Here is a 17,679-nt window from a genome sequence, read left to right as displayed (position 1 = left end):
ATGTCCGGGCGGCGCATGAACTCAGGTGCTGAAATGCCACCGCTCATGAGCTGTTCCTTCTTACAGCGTTTCCTCTAGACGCTTTTGCCGGAGAGTCAAGCGGTTCGCGACGCGCGCGCGTGATTTTGCCGATGGTGCGACGCACCTACGACTTTGGTCATAATCCCAAAGCAAGGCTGCCGGACCCCCTGCGGTTCTGGCATTCTGACACCACGCGCGCAGTCTGGAAGCCTTTGAGGAGAGGTGCTGCGGCGATTTCCTGGAGGATACCATCATGACAGACATTGCCGTCGGCGCGCCCAGATCGCGCAAAATGACCGGCGAGGAGAAGAAAGTCATCTTCGCTTCCTCGCTCGGTACCGTGTTCGAATGGTACGACTTTTATCTGTACGGTTCGCTCGGCGTCTATATCGGGTACGCCTTCTTCAATTCCTATCCGGAAACGACCCGCAACATTTTCGTGTTGCTAGCCTTTGCCGCTGGCTTTCTGGTCCGGCCGTTCGGCGCGCTGGTTTTCGGCCGGCTCGGCGATCTCGTTGGCCGTAAATACACCTTCCTGATCACCATCCTGATCATGGGTCTGTCGACTTTCATCGTCGGCCTGCTGCCTGGGTCTTCGACGCTCGGCATTGCAGCGCCGATTATCCTGCTTGTGTTGCGGATGCTCCAGGGCCTGGCCCTCGGTGGCGAATATGGCGGCGCCGCGACCTATGTCGCCGAGCATGCACCAGACGACCGTCGTGGCTACTATACGTCGTGGATCCAAACGACGGCGACCGGTGGCCTGTTTCTGTCGCTGGTCATCATTCTCTTCATCCAGTCGATGATGAGCGCCGATGACTTTGCCGAGTGGGGCTGGCGTATTCCGTTCCTGCTCTCGTCCGTCCTGCTTGGCGTATCGGTCTGGATTCGGCTGAAGATGAACGAGTCGCCGGCTTTCAAGCGGATGAAGGAGGAAGGCAAGGGCTCCAAGGCGCCGCTTACGGAGGCCTTCGGCCAGTGGAAGAACGCCAAGATCGCGCTGCTCGCGCTATTCGGCGCCGTCGCCGGTCAGGCCGTCGTCTGGTACTCCGGCCAGTTCTACGCGCTTTTCTTCCTGCAGAACGTGCTGAAAATCCCGCTCAAGGACGCCAACATCATGGTGGCGACATCGCTCGCGATCGGCACACTGTTCTTTGTCGTGTTCGGTTGGCTGTCGGACAAGATCGGCCGCAAGCCGATCATCATGGCAGGTCTGCTGCTGGCAGCGGTAACCTATTTCCCGCTGTTCAAGGCGCTGACCTGGGCGGGCAATCCTGCCCTCTACACAGCCCAGCAGACGATCAAGGCTACGGTGACGGCCGATCCGAAGGATTGCTCGTTCCAGTTCAACATGACGGGGACCAAGAAATTCACCACGACCTGCGACGTGGCAACCGAATTCCTTGCCCGCAACTCGATCGCCTATGACATCGTTCCGGCAGCTGCGGGAACGGTTGCAAGCGTCAAGATCGGCGAAACCGTTATTCCGAGCTATGTCAATGCCGGCGATGACGCCAAGGCGAACACGGCGAAGTTCCAGAAGGCCTCCTTCACCGCACTGAAAGATGCCGGCTATCCCCTGGCACGTGGCGCGGCGATGGTTCCCGAACCGAAGATTGCGGCCTTCGTTGCAGCCAATCCGGAGCTGAACCTCACCGAGGAGCAGATCAAGGCAATAACTCCGGAAACTCTGCCTGCGGCCAAGATGATCCGTGACAAGATTGCGACGGCAGCGGATCTGAATGGGGCGACGGAGCTGGCGGTCTACAAGGTACCGGGCGGTGGCGACTTCAAGATCGTTGCAGACCCGTCCCAGATCAACTGGGTGCAGGTCATCGCAATCCTTACCGTGCTGGTCATCTATGTGACGATGGTCTACGGCCCGATCGCGGCGATGCTGGTGGAAATGTTCCCGACCCGCATCCGCTATACCGGCATGTCGTTGCCCTATCATATCGGCAATGGCTGGTTCGGTGGCTTCCTGCCCGCAATCGTTTTCGCATTGAGCGCCTCGGCCGGCGATATCTATTACGGCCTGTGGTACCCCATCGTGATTGCAGTCATGAGCCTGGTGATCGGCATGCTCTTCCTGAAGGAGACCAAGAACAACGACGTGCACGCACTCTGAGTTCTCATATCCAACAAACGCCCGGCGCGATCGCTCGCGCCGGGTTTTTCATTTCAGACGCAGCGATTTGTCGAAAACAATGCCGTAGCGGGAGAACCACACGGCGACCGCAAACGCAAACCACATTCCGAAGCCGAAGCCCGCCGTTACGTCGCTGGGGAAATGCACGCCGATGAATACGCGGGTCAGCGCGAAGCAAACGCCGATGACGAGAAGCGGCCACCGGAAGCGCGGAAACAACAGGGCAAGCGCCATGAAGAAGGCGCCGTTTGTCGTGGCATGGCCGGATGGGAAGCTTTCGAAATCGAAATTGCGCGCCAAAGGGTTGAACGAAAAAATCCCGTGATCATCCGCCATGAACGGACGGGGACGACCGATCAGCCGCTTGATGATGTTGACGATCAGTGCGGCAAGTCCGACGGAGATCAGCACGTAAAAGCACATCGAAATGATAGTTGTGCTCATTCGCCCGGCGAAATCCGATCGAGCAAATTGCTTCCATGCCCACGCAGCGAATATCACCAGGGTCGTCAGGGTCAGGATCCACCAGGACGCGCCGACATCGGTGATGGCAGCCGACGGCCCTGAAAGCCAGCCAGGCCAGTGCCCGGACATGACAGCTGCCTGGCGGTCGAGAAACAGGAAGGCGAAGAGGACAAGCACGACGATCGCTGCAAATGGATAGAGCACCGGCAAGGGCCGGTGCTCTGATTTCGTCATTTCGTAGTGAACTCTAAATCTGGAAAAGGGGCCGGGCGTTTTCTCTGTCATGCAGGAAATATGCGGCCCCTGATTTCAGATTCAAGCAGAAAGCTTGAGGAATTCGGCGAGAATTGCGTCGCCCATCTCCGTCGTGCCGACCTTCTTGGCGCCTTCAGCCATGATGTCGCCGGTCCGGATGCCCTGCTCGAGCACATTGGCGATGGCGCGTTCAAGGTTGTCAGCTTCGGTGATCATGTTGAAGGAGTAGCGCAGGCACATCGCAAAGGATGCGATCATGGCGATCGGGTTGGCGATGCCCTGGCCGGCAATATCGGGCGCCGAGCCGTGTACGGGCTCGTACATCGCCTTGCGCTTTCCGGTGGTCGCATCGGGTGCGCCGAGCGAGGCCGACGGCAGCATGCCGAGCGAGCCGGTCAGCATCGAGGCGATGTCGGACAGCATGTCGCCGAACAGGTTGTCGGTGACGATGACATCGAACTGCTTGGGCCAGCGCACCAGCTGCATGCCGCCGGCATCGGCCAGCATGTGTTCGAGCTGGACGTCGGAGAACTTCGCCTTGTGGGTGGCAGTCACCACCTCGTTCCACAACACGCCCGACTTCATGACGTTGCGCTTTTCCATCGAGCAGACCTTGTTCTTGCGGGTGCGCGCAAGTTCGAAGGCCACGGCGGAAATGCGCTCGATCTCATAGGTGTCATAGACCTGTGTGTCGATGCCGCGCTTCTGGCCGTTGCCGAGGTCGATGATTTCCTTCGGCGAACCGAAATAGACGCCGCCGGTCAGTTCGCGGACGATCAGGATGTCGAGGCCTTCGACCACTTCCGGCTTGAGCGAGGAAGCGGTGGCAAGCGCCGGATAGCAGATGGCCGGACGAAGGTTGGCAAACAGGGCGAGATCCTTGCGCAGGCGCAGCAAGCCGGCCTCCGGGCGGACGTCATAGGGGACGCTGTCCCATTTCGGGCCGCCGACGGCGCCAAACAGCACGGCATCCGCGGCCATGGCTTTCGCCATGTCTTCCTCGGAAATCGCGACGCCATGGGCGTCATAGGCAGAGCCGCCGACCAGACCTTCCTCGGTTTCGAAGCCGGCGTTGAACTTGTCGTTCATCGCCACAATGAACTTACGGACTTCGGCCATGGTTTCCTTGCCGATGCCATCACCGGGAAGAAGAAGGAGCTTGCGTACGGTCATTGCCTGAACTTTCCAAATCGAAGGGTTGAAACTGGGGTTCCCATAGTCCCCAAAGCCCCGCTTTTCAAGCCAATCCGGGCGATTCCGGTACGCCTTCGCTTGCCGTGCCCAGCGTCAGGCAACAGCGGTTTCACGTGAATCAGGACCTTCCCCGCATTTGGCCGCACCGACGCAACCAAATGCGGATCGCGGAAAACGATGCGCAAATGGTGAAGTCTTCGCCGGTTCCGGAGCGCCCTGCCGTCAGTTCCTGCTTGCGTTTTTCGTTGCCGCGCGCATCACCCTCCCTGCGGGGGAAGGCAATGTGTTGCGGAACTCAAGTGCTTAGAAATAAAAGTGGTCCCGTGTGAGCTCACTCAGATGCACGTTCAGCAGAGTGATGCTGTCGCCTTCGGCTTCGATCACGACGTTGCCATCTTCATTGCGCGCATGCTCCCAGAGGACTTCGTAGTCTCGAATGTCGTGCCAGGATCTGAGAGCGATCACATCGTGGGGCGATTGCCCGACATCGGATACCGCGAAATCGGTGATCGTGTCCTTACCGTCGCCGACAGCAAACATAAAGACATCCCTGCCGGATCCACCGCTGAGGACGTCATCGCCCTTTCGACCATCCAGCACGTCATCTCCACCCATCCCGGAAAGCTTGTTGGCGCCTTCATTTCCATCCAGCGTGTTCCTCTGGTTGTTGCCTTTGCCGTCAGTGTCCCCCTTGCCCAGCAGGACCAGCCTTTCCACATTGTCCGACAGTTTGTAGCTGACGGTCGATTTCACTGTGTCATTGCCGCCACTGCGTGCATCGACAAGCAGAATCCGGGCGTCGTCGGTTATCAAGATGTCGTTGCCATACCCAGCCCGAACGACGCCGTTTATCGTTCCACCAAGTGTGTCGATAAGATCGTTGCTCCCACCACAGCGAACATTGCCGTCGATTACTCCCCTGTTGATCAAGGTGCCGGAGCCGTTGAGAAAAACCGCGGTTTCGCCGGAAATCCGGCCATAATTCTCAATGTTTTCCCCGATGGCGCCATACGCATCGCCGATGATTTGGCCTGATTTCTCGTTGACGATCTGACCACGCTCCATCATTAGGCCTTCTCTTCCACCACCAACGAAGCCCTCATTCCGGAACTCGTTGTTGTTGCCCCTAATATACACTGCAGCTCCGAGTGCAACGATCCGCCCGGAATTCGCGAGCGATCCATTGTCGCCTTCGATCCGGATGCCGATTTCATTGCCAGCGACAAAACCAGTCTCGGAAATCTGAATGTTCCAGCGATCTCCCTTATCCACCCGCAGCGCGTCGCCACGTCCAAAGCCCTGCAGGGTGCCTTCGACAAGGGCTGTCGCCGATCCCTTCATAACCATGCCGGAAAGCAGAATGGCGGAATTGGAAACTGTGCCATGGTCTTCTTCCTTCACAACCACTTCCGTGCGTACCAAACCAGTATATCGAGCCATAATATCCCCCTCGGTTCGGAAGCTCTTCTCCCGCCGTTCAATGGGCTTAGAATGTCAGGAAAGTGTTTCAAAACAACTTACAGGCCGTGCATCAGTATTTCCTGATGCTGACTCAGTTCATGGACGATAAAGTGATTGAGATTGAAAATATTCCAGATAATGAAAACGGTGATGTTCTGCGGCGCATACGTTCGGGTTTGATAGCCTGACCGCGCCAAGAAATATTGACTTCAACGTTATCTTTCCGAATGAAGCATCAGACATCGCATTTTGTGAAGCAATTCATCACGATGGGCTCAAGCTCAGCTACCGCAAATCCGATGCTGATGAACAGCGTCCCTGGGATGTCCTGGTTGTCAGGCATATGGTGCCGGATCATGCCGACATAAGCAGTTTGGAGGACTATCTCGGCTCTGCCGCCCGACCAATTGACGGCGAAAACGATGACTGGGGTTGCTTCAATGCCAGCGATATTGCCCAGGATTGACCTGAGAATTCTCCTCGCTCATCCGCCCTCTTGCCATTCGCCAGATGCAGGTCTACATGTCGCTTTGCTCTAACGGGGTGTCCTCGGCCGGAAACGGTCCTGGGCTGAGAGGTTTCGACCGACCCGCAGAACCTGATCCGGCTCATACCGGCGGAGGGATTAGACGGCACATCGCAAGCGCCCTATTCCCGTTTTTTATGAAACCAAGGAGGCGCTCATGCGCAGGATTTCCCTATTTGCTGCCGCTGCATTCGCAGTCTTTTCCCTTCCCGCACTAGCGGCCCAGAAGTCGCTGACCATCTACACCTATGAAAGCTTCACCTCCGAATGGGGCCCCGGCCCCAAGGTCAAGGCGGCATTCGAAAAGTCCTGCGACTGCACGGTCAATTATGTCAGCCTCGGCGATGGCGTAGCGCTTCTCACCCGCCTGAAGATGGAAGGCGCGGCATCGAAGGCCGACATTGTGCTCGGCATCGACAACAACCTGACCGAGGAAGCCAAGGCAACCGGCCTGTTTGTCGATCACGGCATCGACACATCTGCAGTCAAGGTGCCCGGCGGGTTTGAAGATCCGGTTTTTGTCCCCTACGACTATGGGCACTTCGCTGTCATCATCAACACGAATGAGGTCAAGAACCCGCCGAAAAGCCTGCACGACCTGGTCGACGGCGATCCGGCCGAGAAAATCGTCATCGAGGATCCGCGTACCTCGACGCCCGGTCTCGGGATGCTGTTCTGGGTAAAATCTGTGTATGGCGACAAGGCGCCGGAAGCTTGGGCAAAGCTCAGCAAAAGAATCCTGACGGTGACGCCCGGCTGGTCTGAAGCCTATGGCCTGTTCACCAAGGGCGAAGCGCCGATGGTCCTGTCCTATACGACCTCACCCGCCTACCACATGATCGCCGAAAACGTGAACCGCTACCAGGCCGTAGAGTTTTCCGAAGGCCATCCGATCCAGATCGAGGTTGCCGGGATCACCAAGGCCGCGAAGGACAAGGAACTTGCCCAGGCATTCCTCAAATTCATGATCGGGCCGGACTTTCAGGACATCATTCCCGAAAACAACTGGATGATGCCGGTTGCGGCAACCTCCAAGCCGCTGAACCCGGTTTTCGACAAGCTCGTGCATCCGGCCAAGACGCTGACCATTCCGGCTGCCGAGGCTGCGGCCAAGCGCAAGGCATGGGTGGATGAATGGCTCGCTGCCATGAGCATGAAGTAACAACTTAGCCGGATTCCCTGCATCATGAATCGCACTCTGGAGGCGCGTATCTGGATCCTGGCCGGCTCTGTCGGGCTGGCCTTGATCATCGGCTTTTGTGCGGTCGCGATCATGATGCTCGTTATTGCCGGCGGCGGAGGTTCGTCCTGGCCGCCGCTCGGCTACATCTTTGGGGTGACACTGTTCACCATCGGTCAGGCGCTCGCATCCACCGCGTTGTCGCTCATTTTCGCTCTGCCGGTGGCGCTCGCCATGGCCCGACGGCACGATTTCCTCGGGCGGTCGTTGCTCGTTGCGCTGATGATCCTGCCGCTGGGTTTGCCGGTGTTGCCGGCCATTTTCGGTCTGGTGGAAATTTGGGGCAGGCAGGGTGTCGTGAACGATCTCCTGAAGATCGCAGGCATCGACACTGGCTTTTCGATCTACGGCCTTGGCGGCATTCTTCTCGGGCACGTGTTCTTCAACCTGCCGCTCGCCGCTCGCCTGATGTTGAGGGCGCTGTCGCATGTGCCGAGACGCGAATGGCAACTTGCCGCCGGGCTGGATTTTCCTCGCTTCTCGCTTTTCCGGTTTGTCGAATGGCCGGCTATCGTCCGGGTCCTGCCGGGAATAGCCGGCCTGATTTTCATGCTGTGCATTACAAGCTTCACCATCGTGCTGACGCTCGGAGGCGGGCCAGCGACTTCCACCCTCGAGGTGGCGATCTACCAGGCACTGAAATTCGAGTTCGACCCATCACGGGCCCTGCTGCTCAGCCTGTTGCAGCTCGCGCTGACCGGCTTGGTGTTTATCCTGCTGAGTTGGTTTCCGGATCCCGAACAGGATCGTACCGCCAACGCCGGCGAACCTTTCCGGCCCGACGGCAAAAGCCGGCCGGCCGTCCTTCGTGATGTCCTGACGATTGCGCTCTTCGCCCTCTTTGTCGGGACACCGTTGCTGGCGATCCTGATTTCGGGGGCGCAATCGGATCTCGCGCGACTGTTGACCGATAGCCTGTTTCATCAAGCGCTGCGAACCAGCCTCATCGTGGCCGCATCTGCCGGATGCTCGGCCGTGCTGCTGACTTACCTGATTGCGCGGGCCCGACTTTCTCTTTCCGTGACAAGGCCGATTGGCGGCCTGTTTCGTCTGCCGGAGTTTACGCTGCTGATACCGCCGCTGGCGCTTGGGGCGGGTTGGTTCATTTTCCTCCTCAAGGCGGGTGTCGGCGGCAATCCGGCTGTGGCGATGGTGATCGCCATCAATGCCGTCATGGCCCTGCCCTTCACCAGCCGGATCCTTGGCCCTGAACTCAAGACGCATGCTCTGAGAACCGCACGGTTGGCGGACAGCCTGGATATTCATGGTTTTGCGCGTTTGCGTATTGTCGATTGGCCGGCGCTGAAATCACCGCTGATGACGGCGCTGAGCTTTGCACTTGCACTTTCTCTCGGTGACATGGGGGCAATCGCATTGTTCGGCAGCGACAATTTCATCACCCTGCCGTCGCTGCTCTATGCAAAACTCGGCAGCTATCGCACAACCGATGCGGCGGGACTGTCCCTTATCCTGGGAACTCTCTGCCTTGTCCTGATGTTACCAGCGATAAGGACAGATCGCCGCAAGAAAGAGGAAACAGCATGACGCCGGCACTGAGGCTGGAACACGTGACCGCGCATCTGGGTGCCCGCACATTTGACTATGACCTCGCGCTCGAGGGGCCGCAAATCGTGGCAATCACGGGTGCATCCGGGTCCGGCAAGTCCACCCTGTTTCACCTGATCGCAGGCTTTCAGGAACCATCGGGCGGTTCGATATCGATGAACGGCGCGGAGGTGACCGGGATTGCACCGGGCAAGCGCCCCCTCACCTACATTTTCCAGGACCACAATCTGTTTGCCCATCTCGACGTCCAGAAAAATGTCGCGCTCGGCATTTCGCCGACGCTGACCCTGTCAGCAGGCGACAGCGACGCCATTTCCCGTGCGCTGACGGATGTGGGGCTGTCAGGATTTGAGAAACGAATGACCCAGGCGCTTTCGGGAGGAGAAAAACAGCGTGTGGCTTTCGCACGCGCTCTGGTGCGAAGGCGCCCGTTTCTGCTGCTTGACGAGGCGTTTGCCAGTCTCGACGAGGAATTGCGTCACCAGATGGGCGATCTTCTGACGCGCCTCCAGCGGCAAAACGCTATGATGGTGCTGATGATAAGCCATGATCGACGTGAAGTTGTGCGAATTGCCGACCAAGTGGTCGAAATCGACGATGGCCGTGTCGTGTATTGTGGCAACCCAACCAGTTGGGCAGGGCTAGGCAAATATTTCGCCTAATCTATTCGCAGCCTCAAAATGGTCTGATTTATTCTCATGCTCGTCCTCGGATTCCCAGCAATTTGTGCTATGCAATAAGTGGTGAAATCGGATAAAGGTGCCCCGCTCCCGCAGGGAACTCCGGAGCAGATGAAGGACAGGGCCCTGACGGTCGAGAGTATACAGGCTGGCGAATTGATCGAGGTGCCGCAGACCCGGGTGGGTCGTCGGACATATCGGCGTGCGCTTGCGCGCTCGATTGCGGTGCTTCTTACAACCGTGGCGCTTTCCGGCTGCCAGTCGATCCTCGACCAGAGTTACGAGCCCAGCGTCGCGCCTTCGCAGACCCCGCAAATCGTTGACGAAGTTCAGAAAAATGACCCGCGTGCGGAGATGGGTGCGCGAGAGCATCCGCGTATCGTAGCCTCCTATGGCGGCGAGTACAAGGATGTGAAGACCGAGCAGTTGGTGGCGAGAATTACCGGTGCACTGACACTCGTGTCTGAAAATCCGTCCCAGTCCTACCGCATCACCATCCTCAACTCGCCGGCGATCAATGCGTTTGCACTGCCGGGTGGCTATGTCTATGTCACACGCGGCCTGTTGGCGCTTGCCACGGATGCGTCTGAAGTTGCTGCAGTGCTTTCGCATGAGATGGCGCATGTGACCGCCAATCACGGCATCGAACGCCAGCAGCGCGAAGAGGCCGAAGTGATCGCCAGCCGCGTGGTGACCGAGGTGCTTTCCTCCGAGCTTGCAGGCAAGCAGGCACTTGCCAGATCCAAATTGAGGTTGGCAGCGTTTTCTCGAAATCAGGAATTGCAGGCCGATGTCATCGGGGTGCGCATGCTGGGCGAGGCGGGCTACGACCCCTATGCCGCCGCGCGCTTCCTCGATGCAATGGGCGCCTACTCCCGGTTCAATTCGATCGACCCCGATTCCGATCCCGGCCTCGACTTCCTCTCCAGCCACCCGACCACGCCACAGCGCGTGGATCTTGCCCGCCGGCACGCGCGGCAGTTCGGCATGGAAGGCAAGGCCGGCGACAAGGGGCGCGACTACTTCCTGCAGGGCATCGATGGCCTGCTCTACGGCGACAGCCCGCAGGAGGGCTATGTGCGTGGCCAGGCTTTCATGCATGGCAACCTTGGCATCCGCTTCGAGGTGCCGGACGGCTTCCGCATCGACAACAAGGCCGAAGCCGTGATGGCCACCGGGCCGGGTGAAGTCGCGGTCCGTTTCGATCTTGTAGATGACAAGTCGGGCGGCAGCCTGACGGAGTATATCGCCAGCGGTTGGGTCACCGGCTTGATGCCGGATACCGTGCGCGCTGCGTTCGTCAATGGCATGCCGGCGGCGACGGCACGGGCATCCGCAGACCGCTGGGATTTCGATGTCACCGTGGTTCGCAATGGCCAGAAAATTTATCGCTTCCTGACTGCTGTGCCAAAAGGCAGCACGGCGGCACTCCAAGCGACCGCCGTGCAGCTTCGCCGGACATTCAGGCGCCTGAGCCCGTCGGAGGCGGCAAACCTGAAGCCGCTGCGCATTCGCGTGGTTGCCGTCAACCCCGGTGAAACCATCCAGACGCTCGCCGACCGGATGCTCGGCACGGATCGCAAGCTTGAGCTCTTCAGGTTGATCAACGGCTTGCCGCTCGGCGCCAGTGTCAGCGCTGGCGAGAAGGTCAAGATCGTTTCGGAGTGAATTGCAGACAACAAAAAACCCGGCCAGGCCGGGTTTTTCGTCAGTCCAGTTTACAGTGAAAGGCTTACGCCGCTTCTTCCTGCTCATCTTCTTCCGTCAACTTGCCTGAGCGGCGCGGGCTCTTGGCAAGGTTCGTTTCCACCAGCCGAACGGCTTCCGTTTCAGACATCTTGTTGACGGCAGCGATTTCGCGGGCCATGCGGTCCAGTGCCTGTTCATAGAGCTGACGTTCGGAGTAGGACTGTTCCGGCTGGTTGTCGGCACGGAAAAGGTCGCGCACGACTTCTGCAATCGAAATCAGGTCGCCGGAATTGATCTTTGCATCGTATTCCTGTGCCCGACGCGACCACATGGTACGTTTGACGCGGGCCTTGCCCTGCACGACCTTGAGGGCGCGATCAACGAAATCCGTTTCAGAAAGCTTGCGCATACCGATGCTCACGGCTTTGGCGACCGGAACCTTCAAACGCATTTTGTCCTTTTCGAAATCAATAACAAAAAGTTCAAGCTTCATGCCGGCCACTTCCTGCTCTTCAATGGTCACGATCTGGCCGACGCCATGGGCAGGATAGACGATCGATTCACCGGTTTTGAAGCCCTGGCGTGTAGAAGGTTTCTTGATCTGGGTTGTCATGCTTTTCACAAACTCCCTAACATGCTTCCGGTTGCCCGGGTACGGCCAATTCGGCCGGGGAATGGCGCAGGCGTTGCGCCATTTCTATGGACTGGACCCATATGCGTGGATGCAAACAATCTCCGCACGCGGCAAAATGAAAACCGGCTACCATAAGGGCGCATTTTTCAAAATAACCGCATTCGGGGATCGTAGCTTTCGTGATGTCAGGGCAAATTTTGCCCCTTGGGATCAGTGGGGCCTTGAATAACACAAAAATCAGTGGAAATCAATAATTTGCTTTGACTGGGGAAAACCCAGACTCAAGCTGTCCGTTGCGCCGTTGATATAGCTACGTCCAATCGCGTACAAAATGGACAGCTTACGGCGACGATCTGTAATTCTTTCGACATTCTGCAAACGAGTCGTGCTGCCGGACGACCGGCAGCACCCGCGTCTACGCAATCAATCGCCTGTGCCGGGCTTTTCGGAGAAGTATTGCTCGAACTTGTCTGCGACGCCATCCATCTCCTTGGCTTCGGGAAGCGCATCACGCTTCTGCGTGATGTTCGGCCAGATGGAAGCATATTCCGCGTTGATTTTCAGCCACTTGTCCAGCCCGGACTCGGTGTCCGGCTTGATCGCTTCGGCGGGGCATTCAGGCTCGCAGACACCGCAGTCGATGCACTCGTCCGGATGGATGACGAGAAAGTTCTCGCCCTCGTAAAAACAGTCGACCGGGCAGACTTCGACGCAGTCGGTGTACTTGCACTTTATACAGTTGTCGGTCACGACATATGTCATGAGACACTCCAGCTTACATTCCGCATCTCGGGATCCGAATGACCCCGATTTTGACCGTCAAGTACCCAGTTTACCCCTGCTTTGCAAGGACCGACATCCTAAAAGCAGCCCTGCTAAAACTGCATTTCTGCCCTGCAATCCAGTGATTTCGGTTTAATTTTCTACTCGCCATGGAAATCACGCTTGCTGCGCAGGCGATCGAGTTCACGCCGCTCTTTCTTCTCCGGGCGGCCGGCGCCGGGGTCGCGCTGGGCGTGATCGAAGCGGCTCATTGTCTGCCTGGGTGGAGACTGGTCCTCGTAGAGATGGCGGGCCTCCTCAAAAGGTCCCCGCCTCTCCCCGGGCGCAAGTACGATGAGCACAAGGTCTCGTTCCCGCGTCATCACATCGAGTCGATCGCCGACACGAACCTCAACGCTTGAACGGCGAATTTTATCGCCGTTCAAGGTTACATGGCCAGCTTCGACCCATTCCTGCGCCAATGTGCGGGATTTCGCGATGCGCGCGAAAAACAGCCATTTGTCTATGCGCTGGCGTTGGGTCGCGGGCTGGTCAGCCATCGTCGATTACTTCTTCATCTGCTCCTTGAGGATCGCGAGCTTTGCGAAGGGCGAATCCGGGTCGACCGGCTTGTCCTTGCGGGCCGGCTTCGCGTCGAAGCGTTGCGGCTGGTTGCGATCCTGCTTGTCGCGCTTTGGTCCGGAATGCCGGTTTTCGCCGCGATGCTCGTTGCCCGGGCGATCTCCACGTGGCTGACGGTCACCGCGAGGCTCGCGATTGTCCGAAGGCCGGCCATCCTTGCGGCCTTCTGCCCGCTCGCGCGGCTGGCCACGATGTTCGCCCTGCCGATCGTTGCGGCGGTTGTCGCGATTTGCATTGTCGCGGCGGTTTGCGCCTTGATTGTCGCGGTTCTGGCTGTCCGGCTTTCCGCCGCCCGGCCGCCACAACAATACGCGCTTTTCTTCCTGCGGGACAGCTTCGCCTTCTGCCACGGCGACGGCTTCAGCAGCGTCGCTCTTGGGCTCTTCGGCCACAGCAGGCTCGGCCGATTCGGTTGCCGCGGGTGCTTCGTCTGCGTTTTCGGCGGCAGCGGCGGGCTCTGTAACACTTTCCGTGGCTTCGGCTTCGCCGGTTGCCGGATCTTCCGAGCCGGCCGCGGTTTCCTCCGCAGGAGCAGCGGGCTGGGCTGCGGCGGGAGCAGTTGCGGCCAGATGCACGGTCGCTTCGTCAGCCGTAACACTGTCGGCCCGATAGCCCAGTCCCTTGAGGATTTCTTCCATGTCGTCGGCGGTGGCGCCGAGAATCGACAGCATGGACGGTGTTGCCATGAACCGGCGGCCGTCATAGGCGCCTTCAGGACGTGCCGGTGCGCCCGGCTTCCATTGCAGCAGCGGACGGATGAGATCAGCCAACCGCTCGAGAATATCGATGCGCACAGCGCGCTTGCCGAGGAAGCGGAAGCCGGCGAGACGGTAGAAATTGCGCTCGAAGGAATTGTCGGTGACGATCGACGTGCGGCCAGCGGCCAGCGCCGGAATCAGGTCACCATAACCGGGCTTCGTCAGTGCGTCGTTTTTGAGAGCCCAGAGAAGGGTGATCAGTTCCGCTTGCGCGGGCTTCAGCAGTGCCGGCATGAAAACGTGGTAGGCACCGAAACGGATGCCGTATTTGCGCATGGATGCACGGCCTTCCTGATCCAGCGTCTTGACGTCTTCGGCAACATCGCGACGAAACAGCACGCCGAGATTTTCAGCGATCTGGTAGGCAAGACCCTTGGCGATGCCCTGCAAATCCTCGGCGCGGATAAGGTCGTCCAGCGGCTTGAGAACGGTGGCGATATGATGGTTGAGGTAGCGCTCGATGCGCGCCTGGACATGCTCACGGGCATGACCGGAGAGCAACTCGTCAGCCAGCAGAACCACGCGCGGCCGCATAATGTGGTCAGACGCGGTCAGCTTGGCGACTGGTTCGCCGAGCCAGCGGACCAGCCCATCGCTGGACAAGGCCAGATCGTTGTTGCCCGCCGCATGCAGACGCGCTGCACGTGCTTCGAACTCCAGCGCCAGCGCCTTGCCGGCGGCATTTTCCACCGCCTTGAGATCCTGGCCGTCGGCACCGCCTGCCAGCGCAAACCGGAAGCCCGACAGTTGTCCCACATGATGTCCTTCGACAAAGACATCGCCATTCACACTGATTTCAGCTTCCAGCATAGCATTCTCTCTTAGCCGCTTCATGAGCACAGATGTCCTGCGGTCGACGAAGCGTTTGGTCAATCTTTCATGCAACGCATCTGAGAGACGATCCTCGATGGCGCGCGTTTTTTCCTGCCAGTGCACCGGGTCTGCAAGCCAGCCCGGCCGGTTTGACACATAGGTCCAAGTCCTGATTTGCGCAATACGTGCCGAAAGCGTGTCAATTTCACCATCGGTGCGATCCGCCCTGCGAACCTGCTCGGCAACGAACGCCTCATCGACAGCGCCACGCCGGACAACGTCCTTGTATATCGCAGCAACCAGATCGGAATGCTGAAGCGACGTGATCCGCCGATAATCCGGGAGCGCGCAAATCTCCCAGAGCTTTTCCACTCTTTCCCGCGTTGTGGCAAGCTCCAAAATGTCCGGATAGCGCGCCAAATGTTCCAGAGCCTGCAAATCGTCGGCCGGGAGCGCCCTGGTCAGCCCCTGCATGCGCGGTCCGGCCTCGAGGCTTTTTCTGAGATTGGCAAGCGTCGAGAAATCGAGCTGCTTGGTACGCCATTGCAGGACCTTGACGGGATCGAATTGATGCGACTCGATCCGGCGTACCAGTTCGTCATCGAACGGGGGTGTCTGGCCGGTCACGCCGAAGGTGCCGTCTCGCATGTAGCGTCCGGCGCGTCCGGCGACCTGGCCCAGTTCGCCGGCATTCAGGTTGCGATACTGGAAGCCGTCGAACTTCCGGTCCTGGGCGAAGGCGACGTGGTCCACATCAAGGTTGAGACCCATGCCTATGGCATCAGTTGCGACCAGATACTCGACGTCGCCTGCCTGGTAGAGCGCTACCTGGGCGTTGCGGGTCCGTGGGCTGAGCGCGCCCAAGACGACGGCGGCCCCTCCCCGCTGGCGTTTGACCAGCTCGGCGATCGCGTAAACCTCGTCAGCGGAGAACGCGACGATGACGCTGCGACGCGGCAGGCGGGTGATTTTTTTCTGGCCGGCATAGAACAGCTGCGACAGCCTCGGCCGCTCGGTGATGTGGATGCCGGGCAGAATCTGGGAAAGGATCGGCTTCATGGTCGCCGCGCCGAGAAGCAGCGTCTCTTCGCGGCCGCGCAGATTGAGGATACGATCGGTGAAAACGTGACCGCGCTCGAAATCGCTGGCGAGCTGCACCTCGTCGATGGCCACGAAGGCCGCACGCGTCTGGTCGGGCATTGCCTCGACCGTGCAGACAGAAAACCGCGCACCGGGCGGAGCAATCTTTTCCTCGCCGGTGATCAGCGCAACGTTGGCGGCGCCAACCTTCTCTGCGACCCGTCCGTAAACTTCCCGCGCAAGCAACCTGAGCGGCAAACCGATCACACCCGAAGAGTGGGCCACCATCCGTTCAATGGCGTAGTGGGTCTTGCCGGTATTGGTCGGTCCGAGAACCGCGGTAACACCGCGGCCGCTCAATGCAATGGGATCGGATATCAAGTCAGTCCAGTCCAGTTCAATTTCCTGCCCAGCCAAAGGAGGCGGGCGCGCTTTCCTTGCATCTCCTTGGCGGCAATTGCAAGCCGGGATTGCTCGCGGCCTGACCCCGGGTGTCGGCAAAGCCCAAGAAATCAACTTTCCGGTAAGATTCGGAACAGCTTGCGAACGAATCGGCGACGAATCGATGACTCGATGTCGTTCCCGTATTGTTCACTGCTATATATAGTGTCTCAAGACGGGAAACTCACGATAGGCTGAATCTTTGCGGATTCTCTCACTGCCACTGATAAAGCCTGCCAGTTGCAATGAAAAATGGCGTCAAATCCGAATGAGAATTATGGTTAACAAAATATAAAGATTGCATTTTTTCGAACTCCTGCATCCTGCCTGCATGGGTCTTTGATGGTGCCTGAACCAAACTGGAACAAATCGCTGACGAATCGAGCCAGATCTTTTGTTCCTGACATGTTCGCCACCAGATATTGCGGATTATGTTTTCGTTAACCATAGTCAGTGTCGATGCAGCCGGATTCTGGTCTCGGACCGTGCGAAAGCCCTGGTCAATGTTTGAAAAGTACAATCGAAATACGCAGGCCGGAGCTCGCCTTGCGCTTCCGAAAGCCCGGTGAACCAATATGGAACGAATCGCTGACGAATCGGGCTTTCGAACCTGTTGTTGGTTTGTTCCCCGCGAGATGTTGTATAATAACGGAATTTTAACCATATCCTCAAGAATGGCGCTGCCGCGTTTGACTGCAACCGGCGTCCGCCTCGGGGTGAATTGCGGAGTTGGAAATGCTGACTTGCCATGTGTTCATCGCCACAAGCCTCGATGGCTTCATCGCCCGTCGAAATGGTGACATTGATTGGCTGACAGCGCTGCCTCCCGACGGTGGCGACTACGGCTACTCGGCATTCCTGGAAACCATGGACGGGGTGATCATGGGGCGCGCGACGTTCGAGAAAGTTCTGACTTTTGGCGCATGGCCGTTTTCAAAGCCCGTGGTCGTGCTCAGCGGCAGGCTGAAGGCTGGGGATCTTCCCGCGGAGCTGGCCGGCAAGGTCCGAGTCTTCGATGGGACTCCACTGACCGTAGCCGACACGCTGACGTCGGAGGGGTGGCGGCGGGCCTATGTCGATGGTGGCCGCCTCATCCAGTCATTCCTGCGGGCTGGCCTGATAGCCGATCTGGTTCTGTCGCGCCTACCAGTGCTGTTGGGAGACGGCCTGCCTCTGTTCGGGCCGCTCGACAACGATCTTGCCCTGGCGCACATCCGAACCGAAGCATTCGAGTCTGGCCTGGTTCAGTCTCAGTACCGGGTAAAATAGAAACGCCCCCACTGCAGGCTGGTGCGGCGGAGGC

14 protein-coding genes and 1 riboswitch are annotated in these 17,679 nt (G+C 58.6%); of the genes, 7 read left to right on the top strand and 7 right to left on the bottom strand.

What is annotated here, in order from left to right; genetic code table 11:
• The first annotated feature begins 274 nt into the window (after window positions 1–274).
• Window positions 275–2,149, top strand: a complete 1,875-nt coding sequence (locus tag JJB09_RS19045) for an MFS transporter (protein ID WP_201661843.1) — start codon at window positions 275–277, stop codon at window positions 2,147–2,149.
• Window positions 2,150–2,197: 48 nt separating this feature from the next.
• Here JJB09_RS19045 and JJB09_RS19040 read toward each other — a convergent pair whose 3' ends face one another.
• The 3 genes from JJB09_RS19040 to JJB09_RS19030 all read right to left on the bottom strand — a co-directional run bounded on the left by JJB09_RS19040 (window position 2,198) and on the right by JJB09_RS19030 (window position 5,524).
• Complete coding sequence (locus JJB09_RS19040) at window positions 2,198–2,869, bottom strand: phosphatase PAP2 family protein (protein ID WP_201661841.1); 672 nt, start codon at window positions 2,867–2,869, stop codon at window positions 2,198–2,200.
• Between the two features lie 81 nt (window positions 2,870–2,950).
• Window positions 2,951–4,063 (bottom strand): 3-isopropylmalate dehydrogenase, encoded by a 1,113-nt coding sequence (gene leuB / locus JJB09_RS19035; protein ID WP_201661839.1) that lies wholly within the window; start codon window positions 4,061–4,063, stop codon window positions 2,951–2,953.
• A 324-nt stretch (window positions 4,064–4,387) separates the two neighbouring features.
• On the bottom strand, window positions 4,388–5,524 hold the full coding sequence (locus tag JJB09_RS19030) for a calcium-binding protein (RefSeq protein WP_201661837.1): 1,137 nt from the start codon (window positions 5,522–5,524) through the stop codon (window positions 4,388–4,390).
• A gap of 205 nt (window positions 5,525–5,729) precedes the next feature.
• On the opposite strand from JJB09_RS19030, the gene JJB09_RS27160 reads away from it, so the two are divergent.
• The 5 genes from JJB09_RS27160 to JJB09_RS19005 all read left to right on the top strand — a co-directional run bounded on the left by JJB09_RS27160 (window position 5,730) and on the right by JJB09_RS19005 (window position 11,225).
• Window positions 5,730–6,011, top strand: a complete 282-nt coding sequence (locus JJB09_RS27160; RefSeq protein ID WP_201662159.1) for a ribonuclease E inhibitor RraB — start codon at window positions 5,730–5,732, stop codon at window positions 6,009–6,011.
• 63 nt (window positions 6,012–6,074) lie between these two features.
• Window positions 6,075–6,187, top strand: a riboswitch (TPP riboswitch).
• Window positions 6,188–6,228: 41 nt separating this feature from the next.
• On the top strand, window positions 6,229–7,233 hold the full coding sequence (gene thiB / locus JJB09_RS19020; RefSeq protein ID WP_201661835.1) for a thiamine ABC transporter substrate binding subunit: 1,005 nt from the start codon (window positions 6,229–6,231) through the stop codon (window positions 7,231–7,233).
• Window positions 7,234–7,257: 24 nt separating this feature from the next.
• Entirely contained in the window at window positions 7,258–8,856 is a 1,599-nt protein-coding gene (gene thiP / locus JJB09_RS19015; RefSeq protein WP_201661833.1) for a thiamine/thiamine pyrophosphate ABC transporter permease, read from the top strand.
• Window positions 8,853–9,539, top strand: a complete 687-nt coding sequence (locus JJB09_RS19010; RefSeq protein ID WP_201661831.1) for a thiamine ABC transporter ATP-binding protein — start codon at window positions 8,853–8,855, stop codon at window positions 9,537–9,539. The genes thiP and JJB09_RS19010 overlap by 4 nt, the downstream gene beginning before the upstream one ends.
• 129 nt (window positions 9,540–9,668) lie before the next feature.
• A complete protein-coding gene (locus tag JJB09_RS19005; protein ID WP_201661829.1) occupies window positions 9,669–11,225 on the top strand; it encodes a M48 family metalloprotease in 1,557 nt (518 codons plus the stop codon).
• Window positions 11,226–11,289: 64 nt separating this feature from the next.
• On the opposite strand, the gene JJB09_RS19000 is transcribed toward JJB09_RS19005, so the two are convergent.
• The 4 genes from JJB09_RS19000 to JJB09_RS18985 all read right to left on the bottom strand — a co-directional run bounded on the left by JJB09_RS19000 (window position 11,290) and on the right by JJB09_RS18985 (window position 16,316).
• Window positions 11,290–11,859 carry a CarD family transcriptional regulator gene (locus JJB09_RS19000; RefSeq protein ID WP_201661826.1) on the bottom strand — a complete coding sequence of 190 codons (570 nt, stop codon included), beginning with the start codon at window positions 11,857–11,859 and terminating at the stop codon, window positions 11,290–11,292.
• 444 nt (window positions 11,860–12,303) lie between these two features.
• On the bottom strand, window positions 12,304–12,642 hold the full coding sequence (gene fdxA / locus JJB09_RS18995) for a ferredoxin FdxA (RefSeq protein ID WP_201661823.1): 339 nt from the start codon (window positions 12,640–12,642) through the stop codon (window positions 12,304–12,306).
• A 161-nt stretch (window positions 12,643–12,803) separates the two neighbouring features.
• Window positions 12,804–13,202, bottom strand: a complete 399-nt coding sequence (locus JJB09_RS18990) for an RNA-binding S4 domain-containing protein (RefSeq protein WP_201661820.1) — start codon at window positions 13,200–13,202, stop codon at window positions 12,804–12,806.
• 6 nt (window positions 13,203–13,208) lie between these two features.
• Window positions 13,209–16,316 (bottom strand): helicase-related protein, encoded by a 3,108-nt coding sequence (locus JJB09_RS18985; RefSeq protein ID WP_246748791.1) that lies wholly within the window; start codon window positions 16,314–16,316, stop codon window positions 13,209–13,211.
• 795 nt (window positions 16,317–17,111) lie between these two features.
• On the opposite strand from JJB09_RS18985, the gene JJB09_RS18980 reads away from it, so the two are divergent.
• Complete coding sequence (locus JJB09_RS18980; protein ID WP_201661817.1) at window positions 17,112–17,645, top strand: dihydrofolate reductase family protein; 534 nt, start codon at window positions 17,112–17,114, stop codon at window positions 17,643–17,645.
• Window positions 17,646–17,679: the final 34 nt, after the last annotated feature.

Origin of the sequence: Phytoamicus setariae (assembly GCF_016722925.1) — a bacterium.
GTDB lineage: Bacteria > Pseudomonadota > Alphaproteobacteria > Rhizobiales > Rhizobiaceae > Rhizobium_E > Rhizobium_E setariae.
The sequence above is the reverse complement of the archived record's forward strand: the minus strand, read 5'-3'. Positions and strand labels throughout refer to the sequence as shown.